The sequence below is a fragment of the Microvirga flocculans ATCC BAA-817 genome (assembly GCF_000518665.1).
Lineage (GTDB): Bacteria > Pseudomonadota > Alphaproteobacteria > Rhizobiales > Beijerinckiaceae > Microvirga > Microvirga flocculans.
This window is the reverse complement of the sequence record NZ_JAEA01000001.1, coordinates 102749-124411: the sequence shown is the minus strand read 5'-3', so window position 1 is coordinate 124411 and position 21663 is coordinate 102749. Positions and strand designations below refer to the sequence as shown.

24 protein-coding genes and 1 tRNA gene are annotated in these 21663 nt (G+C 65.7%); 9 read left to right on the top strand and 16 right to left on the bottom strand.

Annotation, left to right across the window (positions count from 1 at the left end):
* The first annotated feature begins 85 nt into the window (after window positions 1–85).
* The gene (locus L879_RS23435) at window positions 86–247 is read left to right on the top strand and encodes a hypothetical protein (RefSeq protein ID WP_154664034.1); all 162 of its coding nucleotides are present in this window, start codon (window positions 86–88) and stop codon (window positions 245–247) included.
* Here L879_RS23435 and L879_RS0100695 read toward each other — a convergent pair.
* From L879_RS0100695 to L879_RS0100675, 5 genes are all read right to left on the bottom strand, one after another.
* Window positions 244–1158 (bottom strand): YihY/virulence factor BrkB family protein, encoded by a 915-nt coding sequence (locus tag L879_RS0100695; RefSeq protein WP_027314426.1) that lies wholly within the window; start codon window positions 1156–1158, stop codon window positions 244–246. The genes L879_RS23435 and L879_RS0100695 overlap by 4 nt on opposite strands.
* A gap of 132 nt (window positions 1159–1290) precedes the next feature.
* The gene (locus tag L879_RS0100690) at window positions 1291–2046 is read right to left on the bottom strand and encodes a HugZ family pyridoxamine 5'-phosphate oxidase (RefSeq protein WP_027314425.1); all 756 of its coding nucleotides are present in this window, start codon (window positions 2044–2046) and stop codon (window positions 1291–1293) included.
* Window positions 2047–2073: 27 nt separating this feature from the next.
* Window positions 2074–2577 carry a heme utilization cystosolic carrier protein HutX gene (hutX, locus tag L879_RS0100685; protein ID WP_027314424.1) on the bottom strand — a complete coding sequence of 168 codons (504 nt, stop codon included), beginning with the start codon at window positions 2575–2577 and terminating at the stop codon, window positions 2074–2076.
* A gap of 11 nt (window positions 2578–2588) precedes the next feature.
* Window positions 2589–2927, bottom strand: coding sequence for a heme-degrading protein HmuQ (hmuQ, locus tag L879_RS0100680; protein WP_027314423.1), 339 nt, complete (start codon window positions 2925–2927; stop codon window positions 2589–2591).
* A gap of 38 nt (window positions 2928–2965) precedes the next feature.
* Entirely contained in the window at window positions 2966–5119 is a 2154-nt protein-coding gene (locus L879_RS0100675) for a TonB-dependent hemoglobin/transferrin/lactoferrin family receptor (protein WP_084020591.1), read from the bottom strand.
* Window positions 5120–5363: 244 nt separating this feature from the next.
* On the opposite strand from L879_RS0100675, the gene hemP reads away from it, so the two are divergent.
* The 4 genes from hemP to L879_RS19895 are packed head-to-tail and all read left to right on the top strand — an operon-like array spanning window position 5364 to window position 8277.
* On the top strand, window positions 5364–5534 hold the full coding sequence (gene hemP / locus L879_RS23040) for a hemin uptake protein HemP (RefSeq protein ID WP_245265142.1): 171 nt from the start codon (window positions 5364–5366) through the stop codon (window positions 5532–5534).
* Between the two features lie 15 nt (window positions 5535–5549).
* On the top strand, window positions 5550–6413 hold the full coding sequence (locus L879_RS0100660) for a heme/hemin ABC transporter substrate-binding protein (protein ID WP_027314421.1): 864 nt from the start codon (window positions 5550–5552) through the stop codon (window positions 6411–6413).
* Entirely contained in the window at window positions 6410–7492 is a 1083-nt protein-coding gene (locus L879_RS19900; protein ID WP_051434935.1) for a FecCD family ABC transporter permease, read from the top strand. Before L879_RS0100660 ends, L879_RS19900 begins: the two co-directional genes overlap by 4 nt.
* Window positions 7489–8277: a heme ABC transporter ATP-binding protein gene (locus L879_RS19895; protein ID WP_035458313.1), complete on the top strand. Its 789-nt coding sequence runs from the start codon at window positions 7489–7491 to the stop codon at window positions 8275–8277. The genes L879_RS19900 and L879_RS19895 overlap by 4 nt, the downstream gene beginning before the upstream one ends.
* Window positions 8278–8305: 28 nt before the next feature.
* On the opposite strand, the gene L879_RS0100645 is transcribed toward L879_RS19895, so the two are convergent.
* The 4 genes from L879_RS0100645 to L879_RS0100630 all read right to left on the bottom strand — a co-directional run bounded on the left by L879_RS0100645 (window position 8306) and on the right by L879_RS0100630 (window position 12209).
* The gene (locus L879_RS0100645; RefSeq protein WP_027314420.1) at window positions 8306–9121 is read right to left on the bottom strand and encodes an SDR family NAD(P)-dependent oxidoreductase; all 816 of its coding nucleotides are present in this window, start codon (window positions 9119–9121) and stop codon (window positions 8306–8308) included.
* A complete protein-coding gene (locus L879_RS0100640) occupies window positions 9118–9840 on the bottom strand; it encodes an SDR family NAD(P)-dependent oxidoreductase (RefSeq protein ID WP_027314419.1) in 723 nt (240 codons plus the stop codon). The genes L879_RS0100645 and L879_RS0100640 overlap by 4 nt, the downstream gene beginning before the upstream one ends.
* 85 nt (window positions 9841–9925) lie before the next feature.
* Window positions 9926–11245 (bottom strand): MFS transporter, encoded by a 1320-nt coding sequence (locus tag L879_RS0100635; RefSeq protein ID WP_051434934.1) that lies wholly within the window; start codon window positions 11243–11245, stop codon window positions 9926–9928.
* A gap of 64 nt (window positions 11246–11309) precedes the next feature.
* Window positions 11310–12209: an alpha/beta hydrolase gene (locus L879_RS0100630; RefSeq protein ID WP_027314417.1), complete on the bottom strand. Its 900-nt coding sequence runs from the start codon at window positions 12207–12209 to the stop codon at window positions 11310–11312.
* Between the two features lie 118 nt (window positions 12210–12327).
* On the opposite strand from L879_RS0100630, the gene L879_RS0100625 reads away from it, so the two are divergent.
* Window positions 12328–13233 (top strand): LysR family transcriptional regulator, encoded by a 906-nt coding sequence (locus tag L879_RS0100625; protein WP_027314416.1) that lies wholly within the window; start codon window positions 12328–12330, stop codon window positions 13231–13233.
* 215 nt (window positions 13234–13448) lie between these two features.
* On the top strand, window positions 13449–13844 hold the full coding sequence (locus L879_RS0100620; protein ID WP_027314415.1) for a (R)-mandelonitrile lyase: 396 nt from the start codon (window positions 13449–13451) through the stop codon (window positions 13842–13844).
* 322 nt (window positions 13845–14166) lie between these two features.
* Here L879_RS0100620 and L879_RS0100615 read toward each other — a convergent pair.
* A tRNA-Leu gene (locus L879_RS0100615) sits at window positions 14167–14251 on the bottom strand.
* Between the two features lie 179 nt (window positions 14252–14430).
* On the opposite strand from L879_RS0100615, the gene L879_RS19890 reads away from it, so the two are divergent.
* Window positions 14431–15432, top strand: a complete 1002-nt coding sequence (locus L879_RS19890) for a complex I NDUFA9 subunit family protein (protein ID WP_035458312.1) — start codon at window positions 14431–14433, stop codon at window positions 15430–15432.
* A gap of 181 nt (window positions 15433–15613) precedes the next feature.
* On the opposite strand, the gene L879_RS19885 is transcribed toward L879_RS19890, so the two are convergent.
* The 4 genes from L879_RS19885 to wrbA all read right to left on the bottom strand — a co-directional run bounded on the left by L879_RS19885 (window position 15614) and on the right by wrbA (window position 19182).
* Window positions 15614–16240: a thioredoxin domain-containing protein gene (locus tag L879_RS19885; protein ID WP_051434933.1), complete on the bottom strand. Its 627-nt coding sequence runs from the start codon at window positions 16238–16240 to the stop codon at window positions 15614–15616.
* A 40-nt stretch (window positions 16241–16280) separates the two neighbouring features.
* The gene (locus L879_RS19880) at window positions 16281–16676 is read right to left on the bottom strand and encodes a GNAT family N-acetyltransferase (protein ID WP_154664033.1); all 396 of its coding nucleotides are present in this window, start codon (window positions 16674–16676) and stop codon (window positions 16281–16283) included.
* Between the two features lie 683 nt (window positions 16677–17359).
* Window positions 17360–18556 carry an MFS transporter gene (locus L879_RS19875; RefSeq protein ID WP_051434932.1) on the bottom strand — a complete coding sequence of 399 codons (1197 nt, stop codon included), beginning with the start codon at window positions 18554–18556 and terminating at the stop codon, window positions 17360–17362.
* Window positions 18556–19182: an NAD(P)H:quinone oxidoreductase gene (gene wrbA / locus L879_RS0100585; protein ID WP_027314413.1), complete on the bottom strand. Its 627-nt coding sequence runs from the start codon at window positions 19180–19182 to the stop codon at window positions 18556–18558. Before wrbA ends, L879_RS19875 begins: the two co-directional genes overlap by 1 nt.
* 100 nt (window positions 19183–19282) lie before the next feature.
* Here wrbA and L879_RS0100580 point away from each other — a divergent pair, with 100 nt between their 5' ends.
* Window positions 19283–20197, top strand: coding sequence for a LysR family transcriptional regulator (locus tag L879_RS0100580; RefSeq protein WP_027314412.1), 915 nt, complete (start codon window positions 19283–19285; stop codon window positions 20195–20197).
* Here the strand turns inward: L879_RS0100580 and L879_RS0100575 are convergent.
* Together L879_RS0100575 and fabI are read right to left on the bottom strand one after the other, a co-directional pair.
* The gene (locus L879_RS0100575; RefSeq protein WP_027314411.1) at window positions 20194–20619 is read right to left on the bottom strand and encodes a voltage-gated chloride channel family protein; all 426 of its coding nucleotides are present in this window, start codon (window positions 20617–20619) and stop codon (window positions 20194–20196) included. The two genes, L879_RS0100580 and L879_RS0100575, sit on opposite strands and share 4 nt — an antisense overlap.
* Window positions 20620–20760: 141 nt before the next feature.
* On the bottom strand, window positions 20761–21591 hold the full coding sequence (gene fabI / locus L879_RS0100570; protein WP_027314410.1) for an enoyl-ACP reductase FabI: 831 nt from the start codon (window positions 21589–21591) through the stop codon (window positions 20761–20763).
* Between the last annotated feature and the right edge of the window lie 72 nt (window positions 21592–21663).

Here is a 21663-nt window from a genome sequence, read left to right as displayed (position 1 = left end):
AAGTGGACTTGCACTTTTGGGATTGAATCCGATGCTTTCTTCTTGAATGAGAACATCGGGCGGCCTCGAGAAGGGAACAGCAGCCATGCTTCGCGCACTCTCCCTCGCCTTGCTCACGACGATCGCCGCACCGTCCTTCACGGCGACGGCGCAAAAGGACGGTACCGTCCTCGCTCAGCAACAGCAGCCTTCCCAGCAGGTCCCGAAACGGGATTGCGAGCGGAAGCAGGAGGAAGGGATCAGCTAAAGCTGGGGGATGGAGGCCGGCTCCGCAGCCATCGGCGCGGCGGAAGCGGGCTGCGTCTCGTCCGCCGCGCTTCTGCGCCTGCCCAGCGCCGCGTTGATCTCGGCGCCGAGAATGAAGATCGCGGCCGAGATCTGCAGGAAGATCAGCGCCGTCAGAATGCCTGCGAGGCCCGCATAGGTGGCTTTCATATGCGTCATGGTTGCGAGAAGCTCGCCGTAGAGGCTCGCGCCGAGAAGCCAGAGCACCAGGGTCGCCGCGATGCCCGGCACCATGTCGCGCGGGCGAGGCCGGACGTCCGGCAGCCAGAGATGCGTCGCGGCAAGGCCCGCCACCAGGACGAGGGAGGCAAGCCCGTAGCGCACCGCGTCATAGGTCAGGCCCAGGGCCTTGAGATCGGGCATGGAGGACACCGCCGAGCGCCAGAGGGAGGGCCACAGGACCACGAGCACCGACGAGGCGACCAGAGCGCCCGCGCCGATCAGGATGAAGCCCACGCCGATGAGCCGCGCCCGCCACCAGGGCCGGAACCGCCTGACCCCATAGGCCCGGCACAGGGCGACCCGGAGGCTCTCGACCCCGTTGGTGGCCACGAGCAGGGTCAGGACGACGCTGATCGTGAGCACGTTCCGGCGCGGGATGAGAACCTTGTCGGCCTCCCGCGCCAGCGGCCCGGCCACGCCTTCGGGCCAGAAATCGAACAGCAGGTGGACGATATGCGTGGAGATGCGCCCGGCCCCGAGAAAGGCCGCCAGCGCTGCGACGCAGATCAGGAAGGGAAAGAGCGCGATCACGAGCGACAGCGCCACGTGGCTCGCCATCGCGAGGCCGTCGTTGCGGGCAAAGCTGGAGCCCGCATCGGCCAGGGCGGCGAGGATGGAACGGAGGCGGGGCGGAAGAAAGGCTGGTCGCATCGTGACGCTTGAGAATCCGGATCGGCGGAGCGCGCGGATGGTGTTGCACGCTCCGGCCCCTTGATGCGGGCGCGCGCCTTCCAAGGCAAGGATTATTCCGGAGCCGGCTCCGAGCGCCCGATGGAAATGCCCCTATTCGGCCCGGTTGCGGGCCTCGTTCGCCAGCCGGATGAGCATGGGGCGCACCTCGTGCGGGCCGGTCAGCGCCCGCGGGAAGGACAGGCGCAGGATCTCGTCGCCCAGGGCCAGCTGCAGGCCCTCCGGATCGATGCCGATCAGGCGCCACGCGCCCTCGCGCGCGCCGCAGAGCTTCGTGGCGTAGAGCCCGACCGCGTCGGCGTGGTCGCCGTTCATATGCGCGACGGCCTCGGCCTCGAAATCGTAGAAATCGAAGAAGCCGGAGAGATCGGCGAGAAGATCCGCCCTTTCCATGCGATAGGCCCGGCCGAAACCGCCGTTCAGGCTGCCCGCTTCGACCTCCAGCCGCCAGAAGGCGAAATCGGGAAAGTCCACATAGAGCTCGGCTTTCGGATGCTGGAGCAGGTAGCGGCGCCGGATCCGGGGCGCCGCATCGCTGTCCCGTTCGAGGCGCCGGGCCCTGGCCAGCAGGGTCAGGCGCGGATGCGCCAGCGGATCGCCCTTGCCGATGGCGGAGAGAAGCAGGGAGCAGCGCGGATCGACCTCCAGCAGGCGGGTATGCACTGAAAGCTGCGAGGTCAGGATGACAGGCGACCCGTCGAGATCCGTGCCCACCTGCACGAGGCTCGCGAACGGCGTGCCGGTCTCGGGCTCGTTCGTGGCGAGCGCGCCGGAGCGCGCCGTGCGCATGAGCTTCTTCGCGAGCCCGCGGGCCTCGTCGTCGACGGGCAGGATCGGTTCCTTGGCCATGGGCTTCCTTGCTCCCTGCAGCGCCGGTCAGGCCGCCGCGCGATGCTTCTCGCGCAGGGCCTCGAACCGGGCGACCTGGTCCGCCTTGAGGGAACGGTCCTCATTGCGGCCCACGAAGATCTTGAACATCGCGCCGCCTTCCTCGTTCACGAACTGCACCGAGCAGGAGCGCTTGCCGAAGAAGGGGCGGTCGATGAAGTAGATGGACCGGCAGCGATCCATCCTCAAGTGGCCGCCGATGGGGCTGTCCCCATGGATGTTGAAATAGCCGCGCCCCTCTGTTCCCGGCGGGACGCTGCCCTTGCACTCGAACACCCCGTCCCGGCTGTGCACCACGAAGGTCATCTCGCCCCAGCCGGTCAGCTCGCTCCAGATGTCCTGGTAGAGGCTGCCCGCGACGCGCAGGGCGGCGTCGGGTTCGAGGCATGCGAGCACCGCCTCCAGCGGCACGCCGCGGCTCTCGGCAATCGATTCGAGAACCCCGTCCGGCTTGGCGGCGAGGTCCTGCCGGATCAGATCGGTCACGGTCATCGCCGGCAATCCTATTCCGCGGCCTTCGACATCGGGCCGATGGTCTGAATCACCTCAAAGCCTTCGAATTCCGGATGGCCGAGAGTCAGCGGCTTGTTGGTGCTGGTGGTCGCGCGGGTGTGCGATGCACGGAACTGATCGGAGCGGGTCCAGGCCTCGAAATGCGCTTTCGAGGTCCAGAGGGTGTGCGAGGAATAGAGCACGTGATCCTCGCGCTCGGGACCGCGCAGCATGTGGAACTCGATGAAGCCTTCGAGCTCGTGCAGGTAGCTTTCCCGCGTGAGCCAGAGATTCTCGAATTCCTGCGCGGCGTCCTTGCGCACCTTGAACCGATTCATGGCAATGAACATCGGAAACGATCTCCTTCGATGGAATATGTGAGAGGGCGTCAGCGGCTGGCGAACTTCACCGTCAGGCCGAACTTCGCCGTGAGGCCGGGGCTCGGCTCGCTGTTCAGGTACTGGGTGTATTGCCGGTCGAAGAGGTTCTGGATGGTGATGTCGCCGCTGATGTTCTCGTCGTAGCGATAGGACGCGAACAGATCGACGAGGCCGTAACCTCCGGTGGGATTGGCGACGTTCTTCTTGCTGTCGTCGACGAGGGTCAGGCGGGTTCCCACGGTGAGCTTGTCGTCGAGCAGCCTCAAGCCCAGCGTGGTGCTGATCCGGTTCGGCACGACCGAGTTCAGCGGATCGCCCGTGATGTCGTTCCTGCCTTCGATGACGGTGCCCGCGACGGTCACGAAGCCGCCGCCCCAATCGTAGGCTGCCTCGATCTCCGCTCCCTGCAGCTCGGCGCGTGCGATGTTCCGGTACTGCTGATCCTGAATGCCGATGAGGCACATCTCGGGCGCGAAGGCGCAGGCGCTCACAGGCATGCCCGGCACGACGGGCACGTTGTAGCGCGGCCCCACCGGGACGGAATCGATGTAGTCGTCGATCCTGTTCTGGAACACGGAGACCTTGGCGCGGAACCTGTCGCCCGCCTTCAGCACGTCGTCGTACTGCACGTTGACGCCACCTTCGAGGTTGTGAGCGACCTCGGGCCGGAGCGATGGGTTCGGCAGGATGTTGAAGATCGGGAACGGGTGCGAGCCCTGGATCAGGGTCTCGGTGATCGACGGCGCGCGATAGCCTTCCGCATAGGTGCCGTAGAACTCGATTCCCTTGACCGGCTCCACGCCGATGGTGAGCTTGGGCGACACGCGCGAGCCGTCGGCGTGCACGCCGCCACCGTCGAGTTCGTAGCTGTCGAAGCGCAGCGCGCCGATGGCGCGCAGCCAGGGCGTGATGCGAACTTCGTCCTGCACGAATCCGCCGAACAGGCTGCGCTCGCCCGACGGCGTGAAGGCCGAGCCGTATCCGCCTGCGCGGTCGAGGGTTTCGCCCCGGTCGCGGGCGCCGTCGATTCCGAATGTCAGCGCATGGCCCAGGCCGACAGCATCGAAGCGCGACGTATTGCTGATGTCGAAGCCTAGCGTCTCCATGCTGTAATCCAGGCGGTCGCTTGGCTTCACACCGAGGGAGCCGTAGGTTCTGCTCGGCGTCACGACCCGCTTGTTGTCCTCGGTCGTGGTGTAATAGCCCTTCACGCTCAGATCGAGCCAGGGATTGTCGGGCCGGTTGAAGCGATAACCGAGGGTGTAGGTATTGGCGGTGACGTCGTTGCTGAACCGGGTTCCGGTGCCCGTGTCGCCGTTATTGGTGAAGGTGTAGTTCTGCAGCAGCGCGGAGCCGCTGAAGGTATGGCCGTCCGCCGGGCTGACGTTGAACTTGAACAGGCCGGATGTCAGCTCGGAATCCGAATCCTGAATCTTGTCGTTGTTGCCGTCGCGATAATCGTTGGTGTTGCGGTAGACGAACTGGCCGAACACATCCGCCGCCGTACCGATGCGCGCGCCGACCATGCTGTTGGTGACGACGCCCGCGCCGTTGGTGCCGAGCCCGAGCTTCTGCACCGCGCCGTATCGCTCGTCGGGCGCGAGGATGTCGTCGATGGTGCGGGTGCGGAAGGAAGCCACGCCGCCGATGGCGCCCGAGCCGTAGACCGTGGAGACCGGACCGCGCACCACGTCCACCTGCCCGATCAGTTCGGGATCGAGATAGAAGGTGCCGTTCGCACCGTGGCCGCTCACCTGGTAATCCTGCCGGGCTCCGTCGACGAGCACGTTCACGCGGCCGAAATCCTGCAGGCCGCGGATGTTGACCGCCTGGCCGGGATCGGTGCCCGTCTCCTGAACGGCGACGCCGGGTACGCCCTGAAGAACGTCGGAGACGCGGGAGGATTGCAGAAGGTCGATCTGGCGGCGCGTCACGACGCTCGAACCGGCCAGATCGTCGATCGCCTTGTCCTCGGTCTTGCCTGAGGTCACGGTGATCGTGTCGAGCTCCAGCGCAACCTCTTCCTTCGGCAGGGGCGGCACAGCGGGAGCGCCCTGCGCCTGCGCACCCGAGACGAGAGAGGCGCCCATCAGAGGCGCGAGAACGAGAAGAGCAAAGGGTGATGTGGACGCGCGAAGCCCCTCGCGCAGGAAGGTAATCATCCTGACGATTCCAGTCTTTGATCGTGTTTTTCTTGATGACTGGCTGGCTGGCGCAGAAGTCGGATTCGCGCTGGCTGGCTATTTCGGCCCTCCTCGCCTGAGAAGGGTTTACATCCGATAGCCAAATCAAGTAACTGCGTCAATACTGACTTTGAACATTGCAGTTTTACATCATTCTAAACTGCGAATACATAGTCAGTTTAGATTTCATCAAATTTAGAACGAGTAAAAACTGGAGATGATCGTGCAATCCCCGCCTCCGCCGCCCGCTTCGAAGGACGACAGGACGCCCTCCCTCAAGGAAATCGAGGTCGCGAGCCTGATCGGGACGGGACGCGAGGTGGTGCTGATCCATCGGGGCGAGCGCTACCGCCTGCGCGTGACCGCGAACGGCAAGCTCATCCTCACCAAGTAGAAGGTTTCTCCGCCCATGCTCTCGCGCCGCGCGCTGCTTCTTGCTCCACCGCTTCTCCTCTGCGCCTCGCAGCTTCGGGCCGACCCGGCCCGCCGCATCGTGAGCGTCGGCGGAGCGGTGACCGAAATCCTCTACCGCCTCGGAAAGGCGGAGGAGATCGTGGGGGTCGATTCCACGAGCCTCTTTCCCGAGGAGGCTCTCGGGACGAAGGCCAATGTGGGCTATGTCCGCTCCCTCGGCGCGGAAGGCGTGCTCTCGCTCAACCCGACCCTCGTGATCGCCTCCGAGGGCGCGGGCCCGCCCGACGCCCTGAAGCTGATCGAACAGGCCGGTATTCCCGTCGTGCGCGTGCCCGACGAGCCGAGCCCGGGCGGAATCGTGAAGCGGGTCGAGATCATCGCGCAGGCCGTCGGCGCGGCCGGGCCGGGGGTCGCCCTCGTGAAGGAGATCGAGGCGGGCTTCGCGCGGCTGTCCGACGCCCGGGCGCGGGTGACCCGCCCGGCGCGGGCGCTCTTCGTGCTGTCGCTGCAGAACGGACGCCCGCTCGTCGGCGGGCAGGGCACCACCGCCGACGCCATGCTGGCGCTCGCGGGGGCCGCCAACGTGGCCTCGTCCCTGACCGGCTGGAAACCCCTGTCGGACGAGGGCCTGATCGCCGCGGCGCCGGAAGCCGTCGTCATGATGAGCCACGGCCCCGGAGGCGCGGCCTCGGACCCCTTCGCCTTCCCGGCCTTCGCCGCGACCCCCGCAGCGGCGAAGAAGCGGCTCATCGTCATGGATTCGCTCTATCTGCTGGGCTTCGGCCCGCGCACGCCCGAGGCGGCGCGCAGGCTGATGGCGGCGCTGCATCCCGATCAGGCGGGCAACGCGAAGCCATGACCGCCCTTGCCCTGCATGACGGCGGGCCGCGCTTCGCGCTGCGCGAGCGCACGGCGCTTCTGCTGGCGGCGCTCGCCGCGCTGGTTCTGCTGACGAGCCTCGCAGCCCTCGGCCTCGGCGCCACCGGCCTTGCGCCCGCGCGCGTCTTCGGCATCGTCGCGGATGCTCTTACCGGACGGACGGCGGCGATGGAGGGGGACGCCCTCATCGTCCTCCAGGTCCGCCTGCCGCGCCTGCTCCTCGGTCTTCTCATCGGCGCGGCGCTCGCATCCTCGGGTGCGCTGATGCAGGGCCTGTTCCGCAACCCGCTCGCCGATCCCGGTCTCGTCGGCGTGTCGGCGGGCGCGGCGCTCGCGGCCGCGGCGACCATCGTTCTCGGCGATGCGCTGCTCGCGCCGCTGATCGGCCCCCTGCCGTTCCACGCCCTGCCCGTCGGCGCCTTCGCGGGCGGCCTCCTGACGACGCTCGCGCTCTATCTCGTCGCGACCCGCGGCGGCCGCACGTCGATCGCCACCATGCTGCTCGCAGGCGTCGCCTTCGGGGCTTTGTCGGGCGCGATCATGGGCCTCTTCTCGTATCTGAGCGACGACAGGCAATTGCGCGATCTCGCGTTCTGGTCCCTCGGCTCGCTCAGCGGCGCGACCTGGACCAAGGTGACGGCGGCGACGCCCTTCATCCTGCCGATGCTCCTGGCCACGCCTTTTCTGGCGCGCGGCCTGAACGCGCTCTCCCTCGGCGAGGCGGAAGCCTATCATCTCGGCGTGCCGGTGCAGCGGGTGAAGGCGCTCGCGATCCTGTTCGTGGCGGTGGCCGTGGGAGCCTCGGTCGCCGCCGCCGGGATGATCGGCTTCGTGGGAATCGTGGTGCCGCATGTGCTGCGCCTCCTGGCGGGCGCGGATCACCGGATGCTGCTGCCCGCCTCCGCCCTGCTCGGCGCGGCCCTGCTCGTGGCCGCCGACACGGTCGCGCGGACCGTCGCAGCACCGGCGGAGCTGCCCATCGGCATTCTCACCGCCGCCATCGGCGCGCCGTTCTTCCTCTGGCTGCTGCTGCGCCGCCCGGGAGGAATGGCCCTGTGAACACGCTCCTCCAGGCCGAGGGCCTCTCCTACGGCAGCGGCGACAGGATGCTGATCGACGGAATCGATCTTGCCTTCGCGGGCGGCTCCTTCACCGTCATCATCGGCCCCAACGGCGCGGGCAAGTCCACGCTCCTGCGCCTTCTCTCCGGCGAGCTTCATCCCTCGCGCGGCACGGTGCGATGGAACGGGGAGTCGCTGAACGCGATTCCGGCCTGGCGTCTCGCCCACCGGCGGGCCGTGATGCCGCAGGCCTCCGACCTCACCTTTCCCTTCACGGTCCTCGAGGTGGCGAGCCTCGGCACCCAGGGGATCGGCCGGGGCCTGTCCCGCGGCGACCGTCGCCGCCTCGCGCACGAAGCCCTGGAGCAGGCGGACGTGGCCCATCTTGCGCAGCGCAATTACCAGACGCTCTCGGGCGGGGAGCGGCAGCGGGTTCACTTCGCCCGCGTACTGGCGCAATTGACGGCCGGACGGACGCTGGAGACGCAGCAGATCCTGTTCCTCGACGAGCCCATCGCCAGCCTCGACCTGAAGCACCAGCTGGCCCTGCTGCAGACGGCGCGGACGCTTGCCCGCGACGGCCTTTGCGTCATCGCCGTTCTGCACGACCTGCAGCTTTCGGCCGATCTCGCCGACGATCTGGTCCTGCTCGAAAGGGGGCGCCTCATCGGCCGGGGAACGCCCGGCGCCGTGCTGACGCCCACGCGCCTCGCGGAGGTCTTCGGCGTCACCCTGAACGCATCCCCGCTGCCGCCGAGCCCCTGGAGACTGGCGGTGGCGTGAAGGCCGTCCTGGGCCACCGAGGATACGGTCAGAGAGCGTCCTGCACGGTGCCGACGGAGCGGCCGATATGGCTGTAGATTCCGCCGCCGATCATGCCGCCGTCGACGGCCAGGTCGGTCGCCGTGACGAAGCGGCTGTCGGGACCGAGCAGGAAGATCACCGCTCCGGCCACTTCATCCGGATCGGCGCCGCGGGCGAGCGGCGTCAGGGACCGGTTGCCCTCGAAGAACGCCCGCGCCTGGTCGTGACCGTAGCCGCCGTTCGGCCTGTTGATCATCGGGGTGTCGACGAGACCGGGGCAGACGGTGTTGACCCTGATCTTCCGGGGAGCGAGCTCGATGGCCGCCGCCTTCGCGAGTCCGCGAAGACCCCATTTGCTGGCCGTGTAGGCGGCGCTGAAATAGCCCGTCAGCCCGGCCGTCGACGACACGTTCACGATCGATCCGCCGTCCATCATCACCGGGGCCGTCATGCGGATGCCGAGATAGGCTCCCGTCAGGTTGACGCTCAGCAGGCGCTCCCATTCCTCCAGCGAGGTTTGCGTGACGGTCTTGCGCAAGGTGATGCCGGCGTTGTTGACGAGCCCCGCCAGCGGCGCGCCGATGGCGGCGACGGCCTCCAGGACCTCGCGCCACGTGCTCTCCAGCTGCACGCCGCCTGCGACGAGCCGCAGGCGGGAATCCGGCGCGCGGTCGATGGCCCAGTCGGCGCTGTCCGGCGACAGCGGATCGACGACGACCGCATTCGCCCCGAGCGCCAGGAGCCGGTTGACCTCCGCCGCGCCCTGACCCCGCGCGCCGCCGGTGACGATGAACGTCTTGCCGTTCCAGTACGACTCGCTCATGCGCGGACTATGCCTCCGTCGACGCTCAGGACATGGCCGGTGATGTAGCTGCTGTCCTTGCCGACCAGGAAGCTCACCGCGTCGGCGATCTCCATCGGCTCGCCGAGCCGCGCGAGCGGCGTGCGCCCCAGCAGCTGCGTCCGCTGCACTGGATCCTGGTGCATCCACGCGCTCATGGCGGTTTCGATGTATCCAGGCGCGATGGCGTTGACGCGAATGCCGTATTGGCCCCACTCGACGGCGAGGCAGGACGTGAGATGGGCGACGGCCGCCTTGGCGGCGGCATAGGCGGCGCAGTTGGGCCGCGCCTTGAGGCCGGCATAGCTCGACAGGTTGACGATGGCTCCGCCGCGGCCGCTGGCGCGCATGCTGCGCGCCGCATACTGTGCGCCGAAGAAGGTCGCCGTCAGATTGACCGCGAGCGTCCGGTTCCACTCGGCCTCGCTGATGTCGAGCGCTTCCCGGCGCTCCAGAAAACCCGCGTTGTTGACCCAGACATCGATCGCGCCGTGGCGGGCGACGATATCCTCCGCGGCCTTGGCGAGGGCCTGCGTGTCCGCGATGTCGACCGTCACACCATCGAAATCCGCATCCTGCTGCGCAGGGCTCACGCGGTCGATGGCGACGATCGTAAAACCATCGGCTTTCAGACGCTCGCAGATGGCCGAGCCGATTCCGCCGCTCGCGCCGGTAATGACGGCAACTTTTTTCTGTTCCATGAATCTGTTCGTTGTCTTGAAATCACTTTGTGAAGGGTGCCGGCTGTCGGGCGGACAGCCGGCAGGTCTCGTTTACAAGTCTCGTTTACTGGCCGCGGATCTCGCTCAGCGGCACGCCTTTCGTCTCCCGGATCATCATCGCGGCGATGACGGCGAGGAGGCCGAGGACCATGATGTAGACCGAGAACACCCAGGACATGCCGATGGAGTTGAGCCAGGTGTTCAGATAGGGCGCGGTGCCGCCGAAGATCGCCACGGAGAGCGAGGACAGGAAGCCGACGCCCAGGGCGCGCTGCTGCGTGGGAATCTGCTCGGCGATCAGCGCCGGGTAGATGGAGGCGATCAGCGCCCAGACCGCGAGGCCCAGTCCCTGCGAAACGAACAGGGTCCAGGGCTCGGAGCCGAGGATGGCATTGACCGGGAACGGCGCCACCATGATGCCGAGGCCATAGAGGAAGACCATGGGCTTGCGGCCGAACCGGTCCGCCAGGTGCCCGAAGAACGGCAGCAGCAGCAGCGTGATGATCTGCGCGCACAGGCTGGCGATGAAGGCGCCGTTCGCATCCATGCCGTGAGCGGAGATCGCCATGCTCGGCGCAAAGGTCACCCAGGTGTAATAGGCGACGTTGGACGATGCGGAGAAGAAGACGACCTTGAGCAGGATCTGCAGCTTCTCCTGGCCCGTCAGCGGCCGCGCCTCGGCCTTGCTCGCGGATTTGTTGCTGTAGATCGGCGATTCATGAGCCGCGCGGCGCATGTAGAACGCGACGATGCCGAGCAGGCCGCCCACCGCGAAGCCGATGCGCCAGCCGTAGGACATCATCTCCTCCTTGGAGAAGGCCGAGGTGAGCACGATGCCGAGGAAGGTCGCGGCCATGACGCCGAGCGTGACGCTGACGAAGACCGAGCTCGCCCACAGGCCGCGATGCTGAGGCGGCGAGATCTCGGCGACATAGGCATAGGACACGCCCGATTCGCCGCCATGGGCCAGCCCCTGCAGCAGGCGGGCGACCAGCAGCAGCACGGAGGCCCAGATGCCGATGCTCTCATAGCTCGGAATGAGTGCGATCATGAGGCTCGCGAGCGCCATGGTCGACATGGTGAGGATGAGCGTGTTCTTGCGGCCGATCCGGTCGCCGAAGCGACCGAAGACGATGCCGCCGATAGGCCGCGCGACGAAGCCGACCGCGAAGACCGCGAGCACGGACAGAAGCGCGGAGGTCGCATTGGTCTTGTCGAAGAAATTGGACGCGAGATAGACGGCGAAAGTGCCGTAGAGCGTCCAGTCGAACCATTCGAGCATGTTGCCGACGGCCGCCGCGCGCAGGGAGCGCAGCGATTTCTGCTTGTCCATGGTCGTCGTCTTCGCCCCCACGGCGGGCGATAGGATGTGAGCGCTTGTCATGTGTTTCCTCCCATGAAGCTTGGGCTCTGCTTGGCTGCTTGCGAGCCTTTCAACCTGCTTTCGGTCACAGGTGTTTGCTGAACCAGTCGGCGGCCGCCGTGCTGGTCCGTTCGAAATGCGTGGTGTAGGCCGTATAGTGACCGCCCTTGATGAGCAGCAACTCCTTCGGGGCCGAAGCCTCATTGAAGGCCTGGAGCTGAAGATCGGTGGGGGTCTGGCGGTCGTCGGCGGCGACGATCATCAGCATGGGCTTGGGCCCGATGCGGGAAATCCACTGTCCAGGCTCGTAGGCGCGCGCCATTTCCAGGGAACGGACCGTCACCTCGTTGCGCCATTCCGGGCAGCGGGCGGCCTGCCCCATCATGTAATCGTAGGATTCCGCGCCCGGATAGGCCACGCCCGCCTCGCCTTCGAGGCCCACCTCCTTCATGGTGCGCGGCGGCTCGCCCCGCAGCCGGGCCAGCCGGTCGTCGGCGAAGAGATCGTGCAGGGCCTTCAGGTTGTTGGGATGGGTCTTGCGCAACCCGGACAGGTAGCCGCTGATCGTCGGCACCTGGCTCACCACGCAGCGCACGCGCGCATCCGTCGCCGCGATGACCAGCGCATGGCCGCCGCTATAGCTCGTCCCCCAGACGCCGATCCGCCCGGCATCCACCTCGGGCCGCGAGCAGAGATAGGTGATCGCCGCCCGGTAATCCTCCAATTGCCAGGCCGGATCGATTTCTTGGCGGGGCAAGCCGTCGCTCTTGCCGAGACGCCGGTAGTCGAAGGTCAGGCAGGCGATGCCCCGGCGGGCGATGGCACGGGCATAATCTTCGAGGTCCCCGCCGGCGGTCATTCCCCAGCCGTGGCCGAGGGCCACGGCTGGCAGAGACGCCTCGCCCTTCACCTCGGGCCGATAGAACGTGCCGCGAATGGTTGCATCGTAACATGGAAACTCAACGGACCATTCCGCGACGTTCATGCCCCCGCCTCCCTGGGATCAAGATTCGATTGACTCTTTGAGGCGATCTTTGCCCAGTATGCCGATTGATCAATATTAAAAGACGCGCCTATCAATCGCGTTTTCCGATGGATCAGGAATGGACCTGCGCAAACTCGAATGCTTCGTGGCCGTCGCACGGATGCTGCATTTCGGACGGGCGGCGGACTTCATCGGCGTGCGCCAGTCGGTCGTTTCGGAAGCGGTGAAGGCCCTCGAGGAGGCACTCGGGGGCAAGCTGCTGGAGCGGACCAGCCGCCGGGTGAGCCTCACCCCTCTGGGCGAAGCCTTTCTCAAGGACATCCAGCCCTCGGTGATGGCGCTCAAGACGGCCCTCAGCGACGCCCGCCGCCGGGCGCAGGGGCGAGGGATGGAGCTCGCGATCGGCTATCTCGGCGGGGGGTTCTACGAGCTGACCTCGGGAATCGTCGCGGAGTTCCAGCGCCGGCGTCCGGATGTCAGGCTGCGCTTCGTCGAGCTCAACTACCTCAACCAGGGCTCAGCCGTGGTGCACGGCATGGTCGATGTCGCCATCGTCCGCCTGCCCCTCCCGAATGCGGGGCTGTCGCGGGGAGCGACGCTCTTTCGCGATGCGCGCCTGCTCGTCGTGCCGGAGGGTCATCGCCTTCAGGGACGCGCGCTGGTCGACCCGGAGGAGCTTCGGCACGAATGCATGGTGCAGCTTCCGCCGGGCTATGTCTCGGATGGATGGACAAGCTATCACTTCCCCACGGCCACGCCCGAGGGCCGCCGGATCGCCGCCGGGCCGGAAATCACCACGGTGCGCGAAGGGCTTGTGGCCGTGGCCACCGGCGATTGCGTCATGACGCTCTCGGCCCGCGCCCAGAACTACTTTACGCATCCCGGCATCGCCTTCGTGGAGCTCGACCTGCCGCCCATCGAGAGCGCGCTGGTCTGGCGCATCGACGATCAGCGCCCGGTCATCCAGGATCTCGAAAACGCCGCCCGCGCCGTGGCGCAGCGGATGGGCACCATGCTCGCCTGAGCCCCCGCGCATCGCCGGGCGGACGTCGCCGAAGGTTATCGTGCGATGGACGAACGCCGCGCGATCAAGACCCTGCTCCGGGTGTGACGGCACCGCACATGCCGGGAAGACGAGGCATGAGGGTTTAGCCAGACGTGCCTGGAAGACGTATGCTTGCGCCTCGTCGCTGCATCGACAGCCTCTATCGTCTGCGAAACGGCAGGAGAACTGAAACCATGGACATCAAGAGAGCCGGCTTGCAGCCGTCTGAAAAAGGGCCGGCGGCTTACTTCACGGGGACGGTGCGAATCGATCCGCTGTTCAGCGCGCCCGAACCGGCCCGCGTTGCCGGGGCCCTTGTCACCTTTGAGCCGGGGGCACGGACCGCATGGCACACCCATCCGCTCGGGCAGACGCTGATCGTGACGGCCGGCTGCGGCCTGGTGCAGCGTGAGGGTGGGCCCATCGAGGAGATCCGCCCCGGCGATGTGGTCTGGTTCGAGCCGGGCGAGAAGCACTGGCACGGGGCCACGCAGACCACGGCCATGAGCCATATCGCCATTCAGGAGAAGCTCAACGGATCGCCGGTCGACTGGATGGAGCACGTGACCGACGAGCAGTATCGCGGCTGACGCCGGGATAAAGGGACCTCCCGCGCGGCAAGGGAGATTCTGCTCCCATCGGGGCCTGCTCGAGGGATGCTGAGATCGAAGGATGAAGGCTTCCAGGATCATCGACGATGCCGGTTTCCGGAAGCCTGCCGGCTCGCATTGTCCCGGCAGCCTGCAAGCGCCCAGGAGCCCGTTCACGGAGCCGATGAATTCCGGTCTTGGAATGCTTTCAGAGGCGCGCCAAAGGCATGACCATTCGGATCACCCGTTTGCATCACTCGGGTGCCCTCAAGCCTTTGATTGATTGAAAAGCTTCCGCGGAAGCACGCCCTTTAAGAATGGATGGTGCCCAGGAGAGGACTCGAACCTCCACGGCTTTCACCACTGGTACCTGAAACCAGCGCGTCTACCAATTCCGCCACCTGGGCATGCCTTGTCGGCGAGGCTTCGTTTACGGTGCTTCGGGCGGCACGTCAATCACCGAAAATGCGGCCGATGCGCTTTCTTGGCCCTGCGCCCCTTCACAGGGGAGCGGCGTTTGACTAGAGACATTCGAAAATTCACACCCAAGCTCTGGACCAAGTCCTTATCCGGGCAGGAGAGTTTCATGATCGGTGCCCTTCGCACGCCTGAGCAGCAAATCGTCACCGTCTTCGGCGGTTCGGGCTTTCTCGGCCGCTATGTGGTGAGCCTCCTGGCCCAGCGCGGCTACCGGGTGCTCGTGCCGACCCGGCAGCCGAACATGGCGAACTACCTCCCTCTCGGGAAGGTGGGGCAGATAACCCCGATCCATGCGAACCTGCGCAGCGAGGCTTCCGTGGCCCATGCGGTGGCCCGCGCCGACCATGTGATCAACCTCGTCGGCATCCTGCAGGAGACGGGCCGCCAGCGTTTCGACACGCTCCAGGCGAAGGCTCCGGCCATGATCGCTCGGCTGGCTACGAAGGCGGTGTCCTTCACCCATGTCTCGGCCATCGGCGCGAATGCGGATTCCGAATCGGTCTATGCCCGCACCAAGGCGGAGGGCGAAGCAGCCCTGCTCGAGGCGAGGCCGGATGCGGTGATCCTGCGCCCGTCTCTCATGTTCGGCCCCGGCGACAGCTCCTTCAACCGTTTCGCGAGCCTGGCGCGCATGCTGCCCGTGCTGCCCCTGCCCGGAGCGGATACGCGCTTCCAGCCGGTCTATGCGGGCGACGTGGCGGCCGCCATCGTGGCGGCGGTGGACGGCAAGGTCCCCACCGGCCGGACATACGAGCTCGGCGGGCCGGAAATCCGCACCATGCGCCAGATGATGGAATTCGTCTTCACCGTGACCGAGCGCAAGCGCACCATCGTCCCGCTTCCGGCCAAGGCGGCCCGGGCCATGGGCAGCGTCCTGGGCGGCCTCGACTGGCTGACCCTCGGCCTCATCCCGGACGAGCTCGTTACCACCCGCGACCAGGCGATCCTGCTGGAGAGCGACAACGTGGTTTCCGAGGCGGCCGCCCGCGAGGGGCGCACGCTCCAGGGCCTTGGGATCACGCCCACCACCATCGAGGCCATCGTGCCGGGCTATCTGCTGCGTTTCCGCAAGACCGGTCAGTTCGACCTCAAGCGCAACACGGCATGACGAAGACGGAAGCTGGTTCCCCGTCAAGAAATCAGCTTCCGTAACGGGCTCGCTGCTGTTTCTACGCAAGTGGAAACAGCTCTTTTCTGCCGTGCCGCTTTTTCACGAACGATGCTCTCACTCAGGAAGAAAGCATCGGATCCTATCCCAAAAGTGCAAGTCCACTTTTGGGTCCGATGCTTTAGCCTCTCGCCTGCGCGATGGCCTGGCGCTTCTGGGCGAGGGTCATGCCGCCCACATAGGATTGCGTGCCGGCCAGGAAGGACGGGGTGGCGACAAAGCCCAAGGAATTGCCGAGGGTGAACGCCTCCTTCATCCATTGCGTGGTGCCTTCGCCGTTGGCGGCCTCCTCCAGGCGCTTGCGGTTGCCGCCGAGGCGCTCGGCCTCCGCGAGCGCCCGCTCCCCGTCCACCGCGCCGCACAGCCGGAAGAGGGCGAGGTGCAGGTCGAGATAACGCTCGGGTCCGTGCAGCTGGAGATAGGCGAGCGCGACCTTGTGCGCCGTCACCGACGGAATGCCGAGCACGGCGAAATTCACCAGCGCGTAGGTGAGATCGGGTTCCGCCTTCAGGAGCGCGGGAAGATCCTGCGCCGAGCGTTTGCACCAGGGGCAGTTGTAGTCGAAATACTCGATCATGATCACGTCGCCGTGCTTGTGGCCGAGCTTCACGAGTGACGGCAGGGCGAGCGTATCCTCGACGAGCTCGATGGGAACCAGCTGCGGCTCCGGCGCGGATTGCGCGAAGACGGGAGCGCCGGCGCCGGACAGGGCGAGACCGGCGAGAAGAGTGCGACGGGACAGGATCATGGAGGAACTCTCGTGAGGGAGGCTCTCTCGTGCCGTCCGATCATGGCGATGGCAAGGCCAAGGTTGGCCGCGTCACGGCCTCGTGAAGCGGCAGCCGATGGGTCACGTGCGGATCGTTTTCGATGCGCATGAATCCGAGGCGCTCGTAGAAGCAGAGTGCCCCCTGCGGGGCGCGTGCGTTGAGACGGTCAAAATATTCTGCTGCATCGCTTGCGATCGTCTCGACCAGAAGACGGCCGACGCCGCTGCGTCTGCAAGCTGTCTGGACGTAGAGATGGCGAACGCGGCAGGCGGCCTCGTCATGACCGTAGGGATCGATATTGCGACCGCAGATTCCCACGAGCGCATCGCCTGAAAAGGCGCCGAGCAGAATTTCGCCACGACGCGAAAAGGTGTTCGTCCCCTTGCGCCAGTTGTCGTCGAGGCGGTGCAGCATCCCGTGTCCCTCGCACAGACTCTCCTACAACAGGGCGGAAAAACCCGGCATTCGGTAGCAAATGCCACCAACCATCATATAAGTGGCTGAAGGAGATTATCTTCTCCGTACCCGGTTTTGAAGATTAGAAGCGCTTAGTCGAATCCAAGGAACATGGCCGCGACCCAAGCAATTAAGAGCCAGCTTACCCCGCCCAAGACGAATGCGGCTCCTATCGAGATCCCCGACTTCCGGTCCATCCACAGGGCATCCATGATCCTGCTCGGCTGATCCGCTGCACTTGCAGCCATCCCCGCGGAGCCGCTCGCGCCGGACGTCGAGCCTACGAACATCAGGGTCCCTACTGCTCCAATCCCAAGACCTACGTACGTGGCGACATCGAGCAACTCAGTAGCCGAGCGATTGCCAAATAGGTTCGCGGCAGCGGCCGTTGCGGTGAAGGCTAGAAGGTTCAGGACGATGAGGCTCTTGACGATACCGTCGCCTTCCTTCCCCGGATCGCGTGGGAGCCGCAGGCTAGTGTGAAGCTTATAGGATGTCCTGGCATTTCGTCCACGCCAGGCTTCCTGTTCCCCCGCTCCAGGGACGGAGCGGGATGCTCCCAGATGGGCTCAGGTGTGTCTGGTGGTTATCGCTACCGAATACCGCTCTTGTCGCTCACGCCTGGGTGATCCCCGTTGCCGCTAGTGATTGGGCCGGAACTCGGGTCTAAGGGCCTGTGCGGCAAGGATCGTGAGCGAGGCTGCTGCAAGCACGGTTGCTGCGGCTGCTGACCAGCCATAGGCTTCGATCGTACCGCCTACGGCGACTGGAGCTATGATCTGGCCGAGGTTGCTGCCCTGCATTGCCAATCCGAAGACGACTGGCACCAAACCGACGGGTGCGATGAGCGGCGCTGTAGACAGAAGAGTCGCGGGGATTATCCCTCCGACCGCCGAGAATACGACGCAGAGCAAGAGGGTCGGTACAGGGCCAAACACAGGCAAGAAAATGCCCAGGGAAGATGCCCCCATGACGACGCCCGCTCCAGTGATCAGGGTCGGGCGTCCGATGCCGCGTGTGAGAAGATAACCTGCCATGAGGTTCCCGACGATGTTCACACCCGCCACAAGGGCGCCGAGCGTTCCCGCCGCAGCATGCGTGATCATCACGCGGTCCATCAGCAAGACCGGCAGGAAGCTGAAGAGCGCAAAGAACATGAGGCTATAGAGTGCGAAGCAGCCTGCCAGCAGCACCGGGCCTTTGAGTCCCACGATGCTACAGGCCTTCATGCCGACGTCACGCCACAGAAGCGGGGCCCGAGCCGTAGCTTTAGGCACCAAGAGGAGCGTCGCCACGGCTGTGGCAATCCCAGCCCCGGTGCTCGCCCACCAGAGGGACCGCCAGCCGCCGAAGAGTGGCCCGACCAGCATGGCGAGGGCCATGCCGGCTGGCATGAAGCAACTCCAGAACGCGAAGGCAAGATCGCGCTGGCCGCCGGCCAGAGAGCGCTCAAGTATCGCCGGTCCGGCCACCGTGATCAGCAGGAAGCCGAGGCCCTCCACAACCCGCGATGTTATAAGCACGGAAAACGTGGTGGCCTCCGCACCGGCAGCAGATCCGACACACACCGCGAGCAGGCCAATGATTAGGATCCTGCGGTCTCCTGCCGCGGCGGCTATTGCTCCAGCCGGGATGCCGCCGATTGCCCCGAGAAGAGCAAAGACAGCCGTGAGCCATCCAGCGGCCGCGAGATCAAGACCCAATTCGGTCTGAAGCAGCGGTGTGGCAATGGCCGCCTTGCCGACCTGGAATGACGCAACGATCCCGGAACCAACCACCGTCGCTACAATCGGCCACGGCATCGCACTGGATGGTCCTACATGCACTATGGCGGTCATCACGCCGCTTCCCTCAGACGGGCGGCAGTCAGGGCACGAGCAATCTGCGCAACATGGCGCCCCTGGAAACGGGCTCCTTCAAGTTCGTTTGCGCTCGGCCGACGATCGCCGCCGTGACCGTCATCGACCAGTGTTGACGCGCCATAAGGGGAGCCGCCAGTGATCTCGTCCATCCGCATCTGGCCCTGGAACGTGTAAGGAAGTCCCACAACCACCATGCCCAGATGCATGAGGACGATGTGGGTCGACAGGATCGTGCTCTCCTGCCCGCCGTGCTGGCTGCCGGTGGAGGTAAAGACGCTGCCGACCTTGCCGACGAGCCTGTTCTCAAACCACAGCCCGCCGCACTGGTCGAGGAAGTTCTTCATCTGAGACGCCATGTTCCCGAACCGGGTTGGCGTGCCGAAGATGATCGCATCGTAGTCGGCAAGTTCCGCAACCGTCGCGATCTCGGCCGACTGATCGCGTTTGTAGCCGGCCTTCGCCATGACGGACTCCGGCACGAGTTCCGGAACGCGCTTGATCATGGCCACTGCCCCAGCCTCTTTGACCCCCGCCGCAACGGCCTCGGCCATGGCCTCGATGTGGCCGTATGACGAATAGTACAGCACCAGAACCTTGGTCATCGTCACTCCTCTCACCTGTCGTTGGCGTTGCCAGAATGGGAGCTATGCTTGATCTGTGGGAGTGATATAAATTCGATCAGACTGATCGACGGAGGAGATCATGCTGGACGGGCTCACGCTGGATCAGGTGAGAACCTTCGTGACGGTGGTGGAGAGCGGCAGCTTTCGTTCCGGAGCCCAGCGGCTGTCCCGCGTTCAATCGGCGGTCAGCAATGCGGTCGCCAACCTTGAGGCGGAGCTGGGCGTTGCGCTGTTTGATCGCTCGAGACACCGGCCGGTGCTAACCCCGGAAGGCCAGGCACTGCTCGCCAATGCCCGTGACATCCTTCTCAGGGTTGACGCGATGCGGGCGCGGGCACGGGGACTGAATAAGGGGATCGAGCTCGAGTTGTCGCTGACAGTCGACACCCTATTCCCGATCGCTGCTGTCGGGGCCGCGCTGACGGAGGTACGTGCAGCCTACCCATCGGTTTCCATTCGGCTGGCGATCGAACCACTCGGCGGCCCGGTCACGGCCTTGATCGAGAAGCGCAGCACGCTTGCCATCCTCGTCGGTGAAGATTTCCGCAACCCGCGCATCGCCCTAGAAGCGATCTTCCCCATCGAACAGGTGGCTGTTGTCTCGGCCAAGCACCCGTTGGCCATGAAGAATGGGGTAGAAACGGTCAGCCTGCCTGATCTGGCGGATCACCTCCAGATCGTGCTGTCCGATCCGACGCCGCTATCGGAAGGCCGCGACTTTGGAGTTCTTTCCCCCCAAACCTGCCGAGTAAGCAGCCAGGACGCCAAACACGAGATGGTCTTGGCCGGACTGGGCTGGGGGCGGCTGCCCCTTTGGCTCGTTGATCGTGACCTGAGCGAGGGTCGTCTGGTGCGCCTCCACACCAGGGCTCTTGGACGTCGCAGCCAGGTGATCTCCGAGGCCTATCTGGCCTACCGCCTCGATGAGCCGCTGGGACCGGCAGCTCAAGCCTTTTGCCGATCATTGGCTGCGGGTCTACCTCCCAGCGCCTAACTCATCGGCGTCCGGCAGCAAGGACCACCAACACCGATCGAACCGGAAGCCAGGATCGGAACGACGACGCCGATCGCGTCGAACCAGCCCATGCTTCCGCCGCTGAGCGCATTGGCCTCGACGGCGTCGATCGGCTCCTTGATCTTCCAGCGGGAAACCAGGCGCGTCAGGACGGTGACGAGGACCGCACTGCAGGTCAGGGCGAGGGCGATGCGGAAATAGGAAGCGTGATCGGGCAGAACGATCCGGCGCTCGGCGGCAAAGCCGAGAGTGGCGCGCTGGGCGAACACCACGAAGGACTGGATGGCTGCGACGACGACGCCCGTGAGGCAGCCGATGGCGGCGGCAAGGGCAACGAGACGGAACGAACCGGTCGGCTTTCGAATGGCGGGAACGGAGGAAAGCCGCGGTTCGAGACTCATTCGTCAGCCTTCGATCGTGGGAGGATGTCCGTCGAGGAACGTCCCGGGACGTGAAAAGTCACGGGGGCTCTTGAAATGAAAATGCCGCCCGTGGAACAGGCGGCATTAGGGAACTCGTCCTGAATGGGCCCTGAAGGCGACTCAGCCCTCTTCGCCGGTCACGCCGGCCGCATCCTGGGCTTTCAGCACATCGGGGCGCGGCATGGAGATGATGTTGTAGCCGGAATCCACGTAGTGGATTTCGCCGGTCACACCGTTGGAGAGGTCGGAGAGCAGGTAGAGGGCCGAGCCGCCGATATCCTCGATGGTCACCGTGCGGCGCAGGGGCGCGTGCGCCTTCTGATAGGTGAACATGAGGCGGGCGTCCGAAATGCCCGCGCCCGCAAGCGTGCGCACCGGGCCCGCCGAGATGGCGTTGCAGCGGATGCCCCGGGGGCCAAGGTCGGAGGCGATGTAGCGCATGGAGGCTTCCAACGCTGCCTTCGCCACGCCCATCACGTTGTAGTTCGGCATCACGCGGGTGGAGCCGCCATAGGTGAGGGTGAGAAGCGAGCCGCCGTTCGTCATGCGCTGGGCGGCGCGCTGGGCGATTTCCGTGAAGGAGAAGCAGGAGATCACCATGGTGCGCGAGAAATTCTCGCGGGTGGTGACGTCCACATAGGACCCCTTGAGCTGCGACTTGTCGGAGAAGCCGATGGCGTGGACCACGAAGTCGATGGAATCCCAGCGCTTGTCGATGGCCTCGAATGCGGCATCGACGGAGGAGAGGTCTTCCACGTCGCAGGGGATCACGAGATCCGAGCCCAGCGACTGCGCCAGAGGCGTCACGCGCTTGCCGAGCGCCTCGCCCTGATAGGTGAAGGCGAGTTCCGCACCGTGCTCCGCCAGGGTCTTGGCGATGCCCCAGGCGATGGAATGGTCGTTCGCGACGCCCATGATGAGGCCGCGCTTTCCTTGCATCAGACCGCCCATGCGGGTCCCCCTCTGCATCGGCTCCATTGTCGGATGACGGCGGTTAGCAAACCGTGCATCGTGAGCCTTGGT

Excerpts from the sequence above, each read along its gene's own strand:
- L879_RS0100620 (WP_027314415.1), top strand. The coding sequence starts at position 13,449 with ATGGACATCAAGAGAGCCGGCTTGCAGCCGTCTGAAAAAGGGCCGGCG.
- L879_RS0100645 (WP_027314420.1), bottom strand. The coding sequence starts at position 9,121 with ATGAGCGAGTCGTACTGGAACGGCAAGACGTTCATCGTCACCGGCGGC.
- wrbA (WP_027314413.1), bottom strand. The coding sequence starts at position 19,182 with ATGACCAAGGTTCTGGTGCTGTACTATTCGTCATACGGCCACATCGAG.
- L879_RS0100690 (WP_027314425.1), bottom strand. The coding sequence starts at position 2,046 with ATGGCCAAGGAACCGATCCTGCCCGTCGACGACGAGGCCCGCGGGCTC.
- hutX (WP_027314424.1), bottom strand. The coding sequence starts at position 2,577 with ATGACCGTGACCGATCTGATCCGGCAGGACCTCGCCGCCAAGCCGGAC.
- L879_RS19890 (WP_035458312.1), top strand. The coding sequence starts at position 14,431 with ATGATCGGTGCCCTTCGCACGCCTGAGCAGCAAATCGTCACCGTCTTC.
- L879_RS19885 (WP_051434933.1), bottom strand. The coding sequence starts at position 16,240 with ATGATCCTGTCCCGTCGCACTCTTCTCGCCGGTCTCGCCCTGTCCGGC.
- L879_RS0100695 (WP_027314426.1), bottom strand. The coding sequence starts at position 1,158 with ATGCGACCAGCCTTTCTTCCGCCCCGCCTCCGTTCCATCCTCGCCGCC.
- fabI (WP_027314410.1), bottom strand. The coding sequence starts at position 21,591 with ATGGGCGGTCTGATGCAAGGAAAGCGCGGCCTCATCATGGGCGTCGCG.
- L879_RS23435 (WP_154664034.1), top strand. The coding sequence starts at position 86 with ATGCTTCGCGCACTCTCCCTCGCCTTGCTCACGACGATCGCCGCACCG.
- L879_RS0100630 (WP_027314417.1), bottom strand. The coding sequence starts at position 12,209 with ATGAACGTCGCGGAATGGTCCGTTGAGTTTCCATGTTACGATGCAACC.
- L879_RS0100575 (WP_027314411.1), bottom strand. The coding sequence starts at position 20,619 with ATGAGTCTCGAACCGCGGCTTTCCTCCGTTCCCGCCATTCGAAAGCCG.
- L879_RS0100675 (WP_084020591.1), bottom strand. The coding sequence starts at position 5,119 with ATGATTACCTTCCTGCGCGAGGGGCTTCGCGCGTCCACATCACCCTTT.
- L879_RS19875 (WP_051434932.1), bottom strand. The coding sequence starts at position 18,556 with ATGACCGCCATAGTGCATGTAGGACCATCCAGTGCGATGCCGTGGCCG.
- L879_RS19900 (WP_051434935.1), top strand. The coding sequence starts at position 6,410 with ATGACCGCCCTTGCCCTGCATGACGGCGGGCCGCGCTTCGCGCTGCGC.
- L879_RS0100660 (WP_027314421.1), top strand. The coding sequence starts at position 5,550 with ATGCTCTCGCGCCGCGCGCTGCTTCTTGCTCCACCGCTTCTCCTCTGC.
- hmuQ (WP_027314423.1), bottom strand. The coding sequence starts at position 2,927 with ATGTTCATTGCCATGAATCGGTTCAAGGTGCGCAAGGACGCCGCGCAG.
- L879_RS0100635 (WP_051434934.1), bottom strand. The coding sequence starts at position 11,245 with ATGACAAGCGCTCACATCCTATCGCCCGCCGTGGGGGCGAAGACGACG.
- L879_RS0100640 (WP_027314419.1), bottom strand. The coding sequence starts at position 9,840 with ATGGAACAGAAAAAAGTTGCCGTCATTACCGGCGCGAGCGGCGGAATC.
- L879_RS19880 (WP_154664033.1), bottom strand. The coding sequence starts at position 16,676 with ATGCTGCACCGCCTCGACGACAACTGGCGCAAGGGGACGAACACCTTT.
- L879_RS0100580 (WP_027314412.1), top strand. The coding sequence starts at position 19,283 with ATGCTGGACGGGCTCACGCTGGATCAGGTGAGAACCTTCGTGACGGTG.
- L879_RS0100625 (WP_027314416.1), top strand. The coding sequence starts at position 12,328 with ATGGACCTGCGCAAACTCGAATGCTTCGTGGCCGTCGCACGGATGCTG.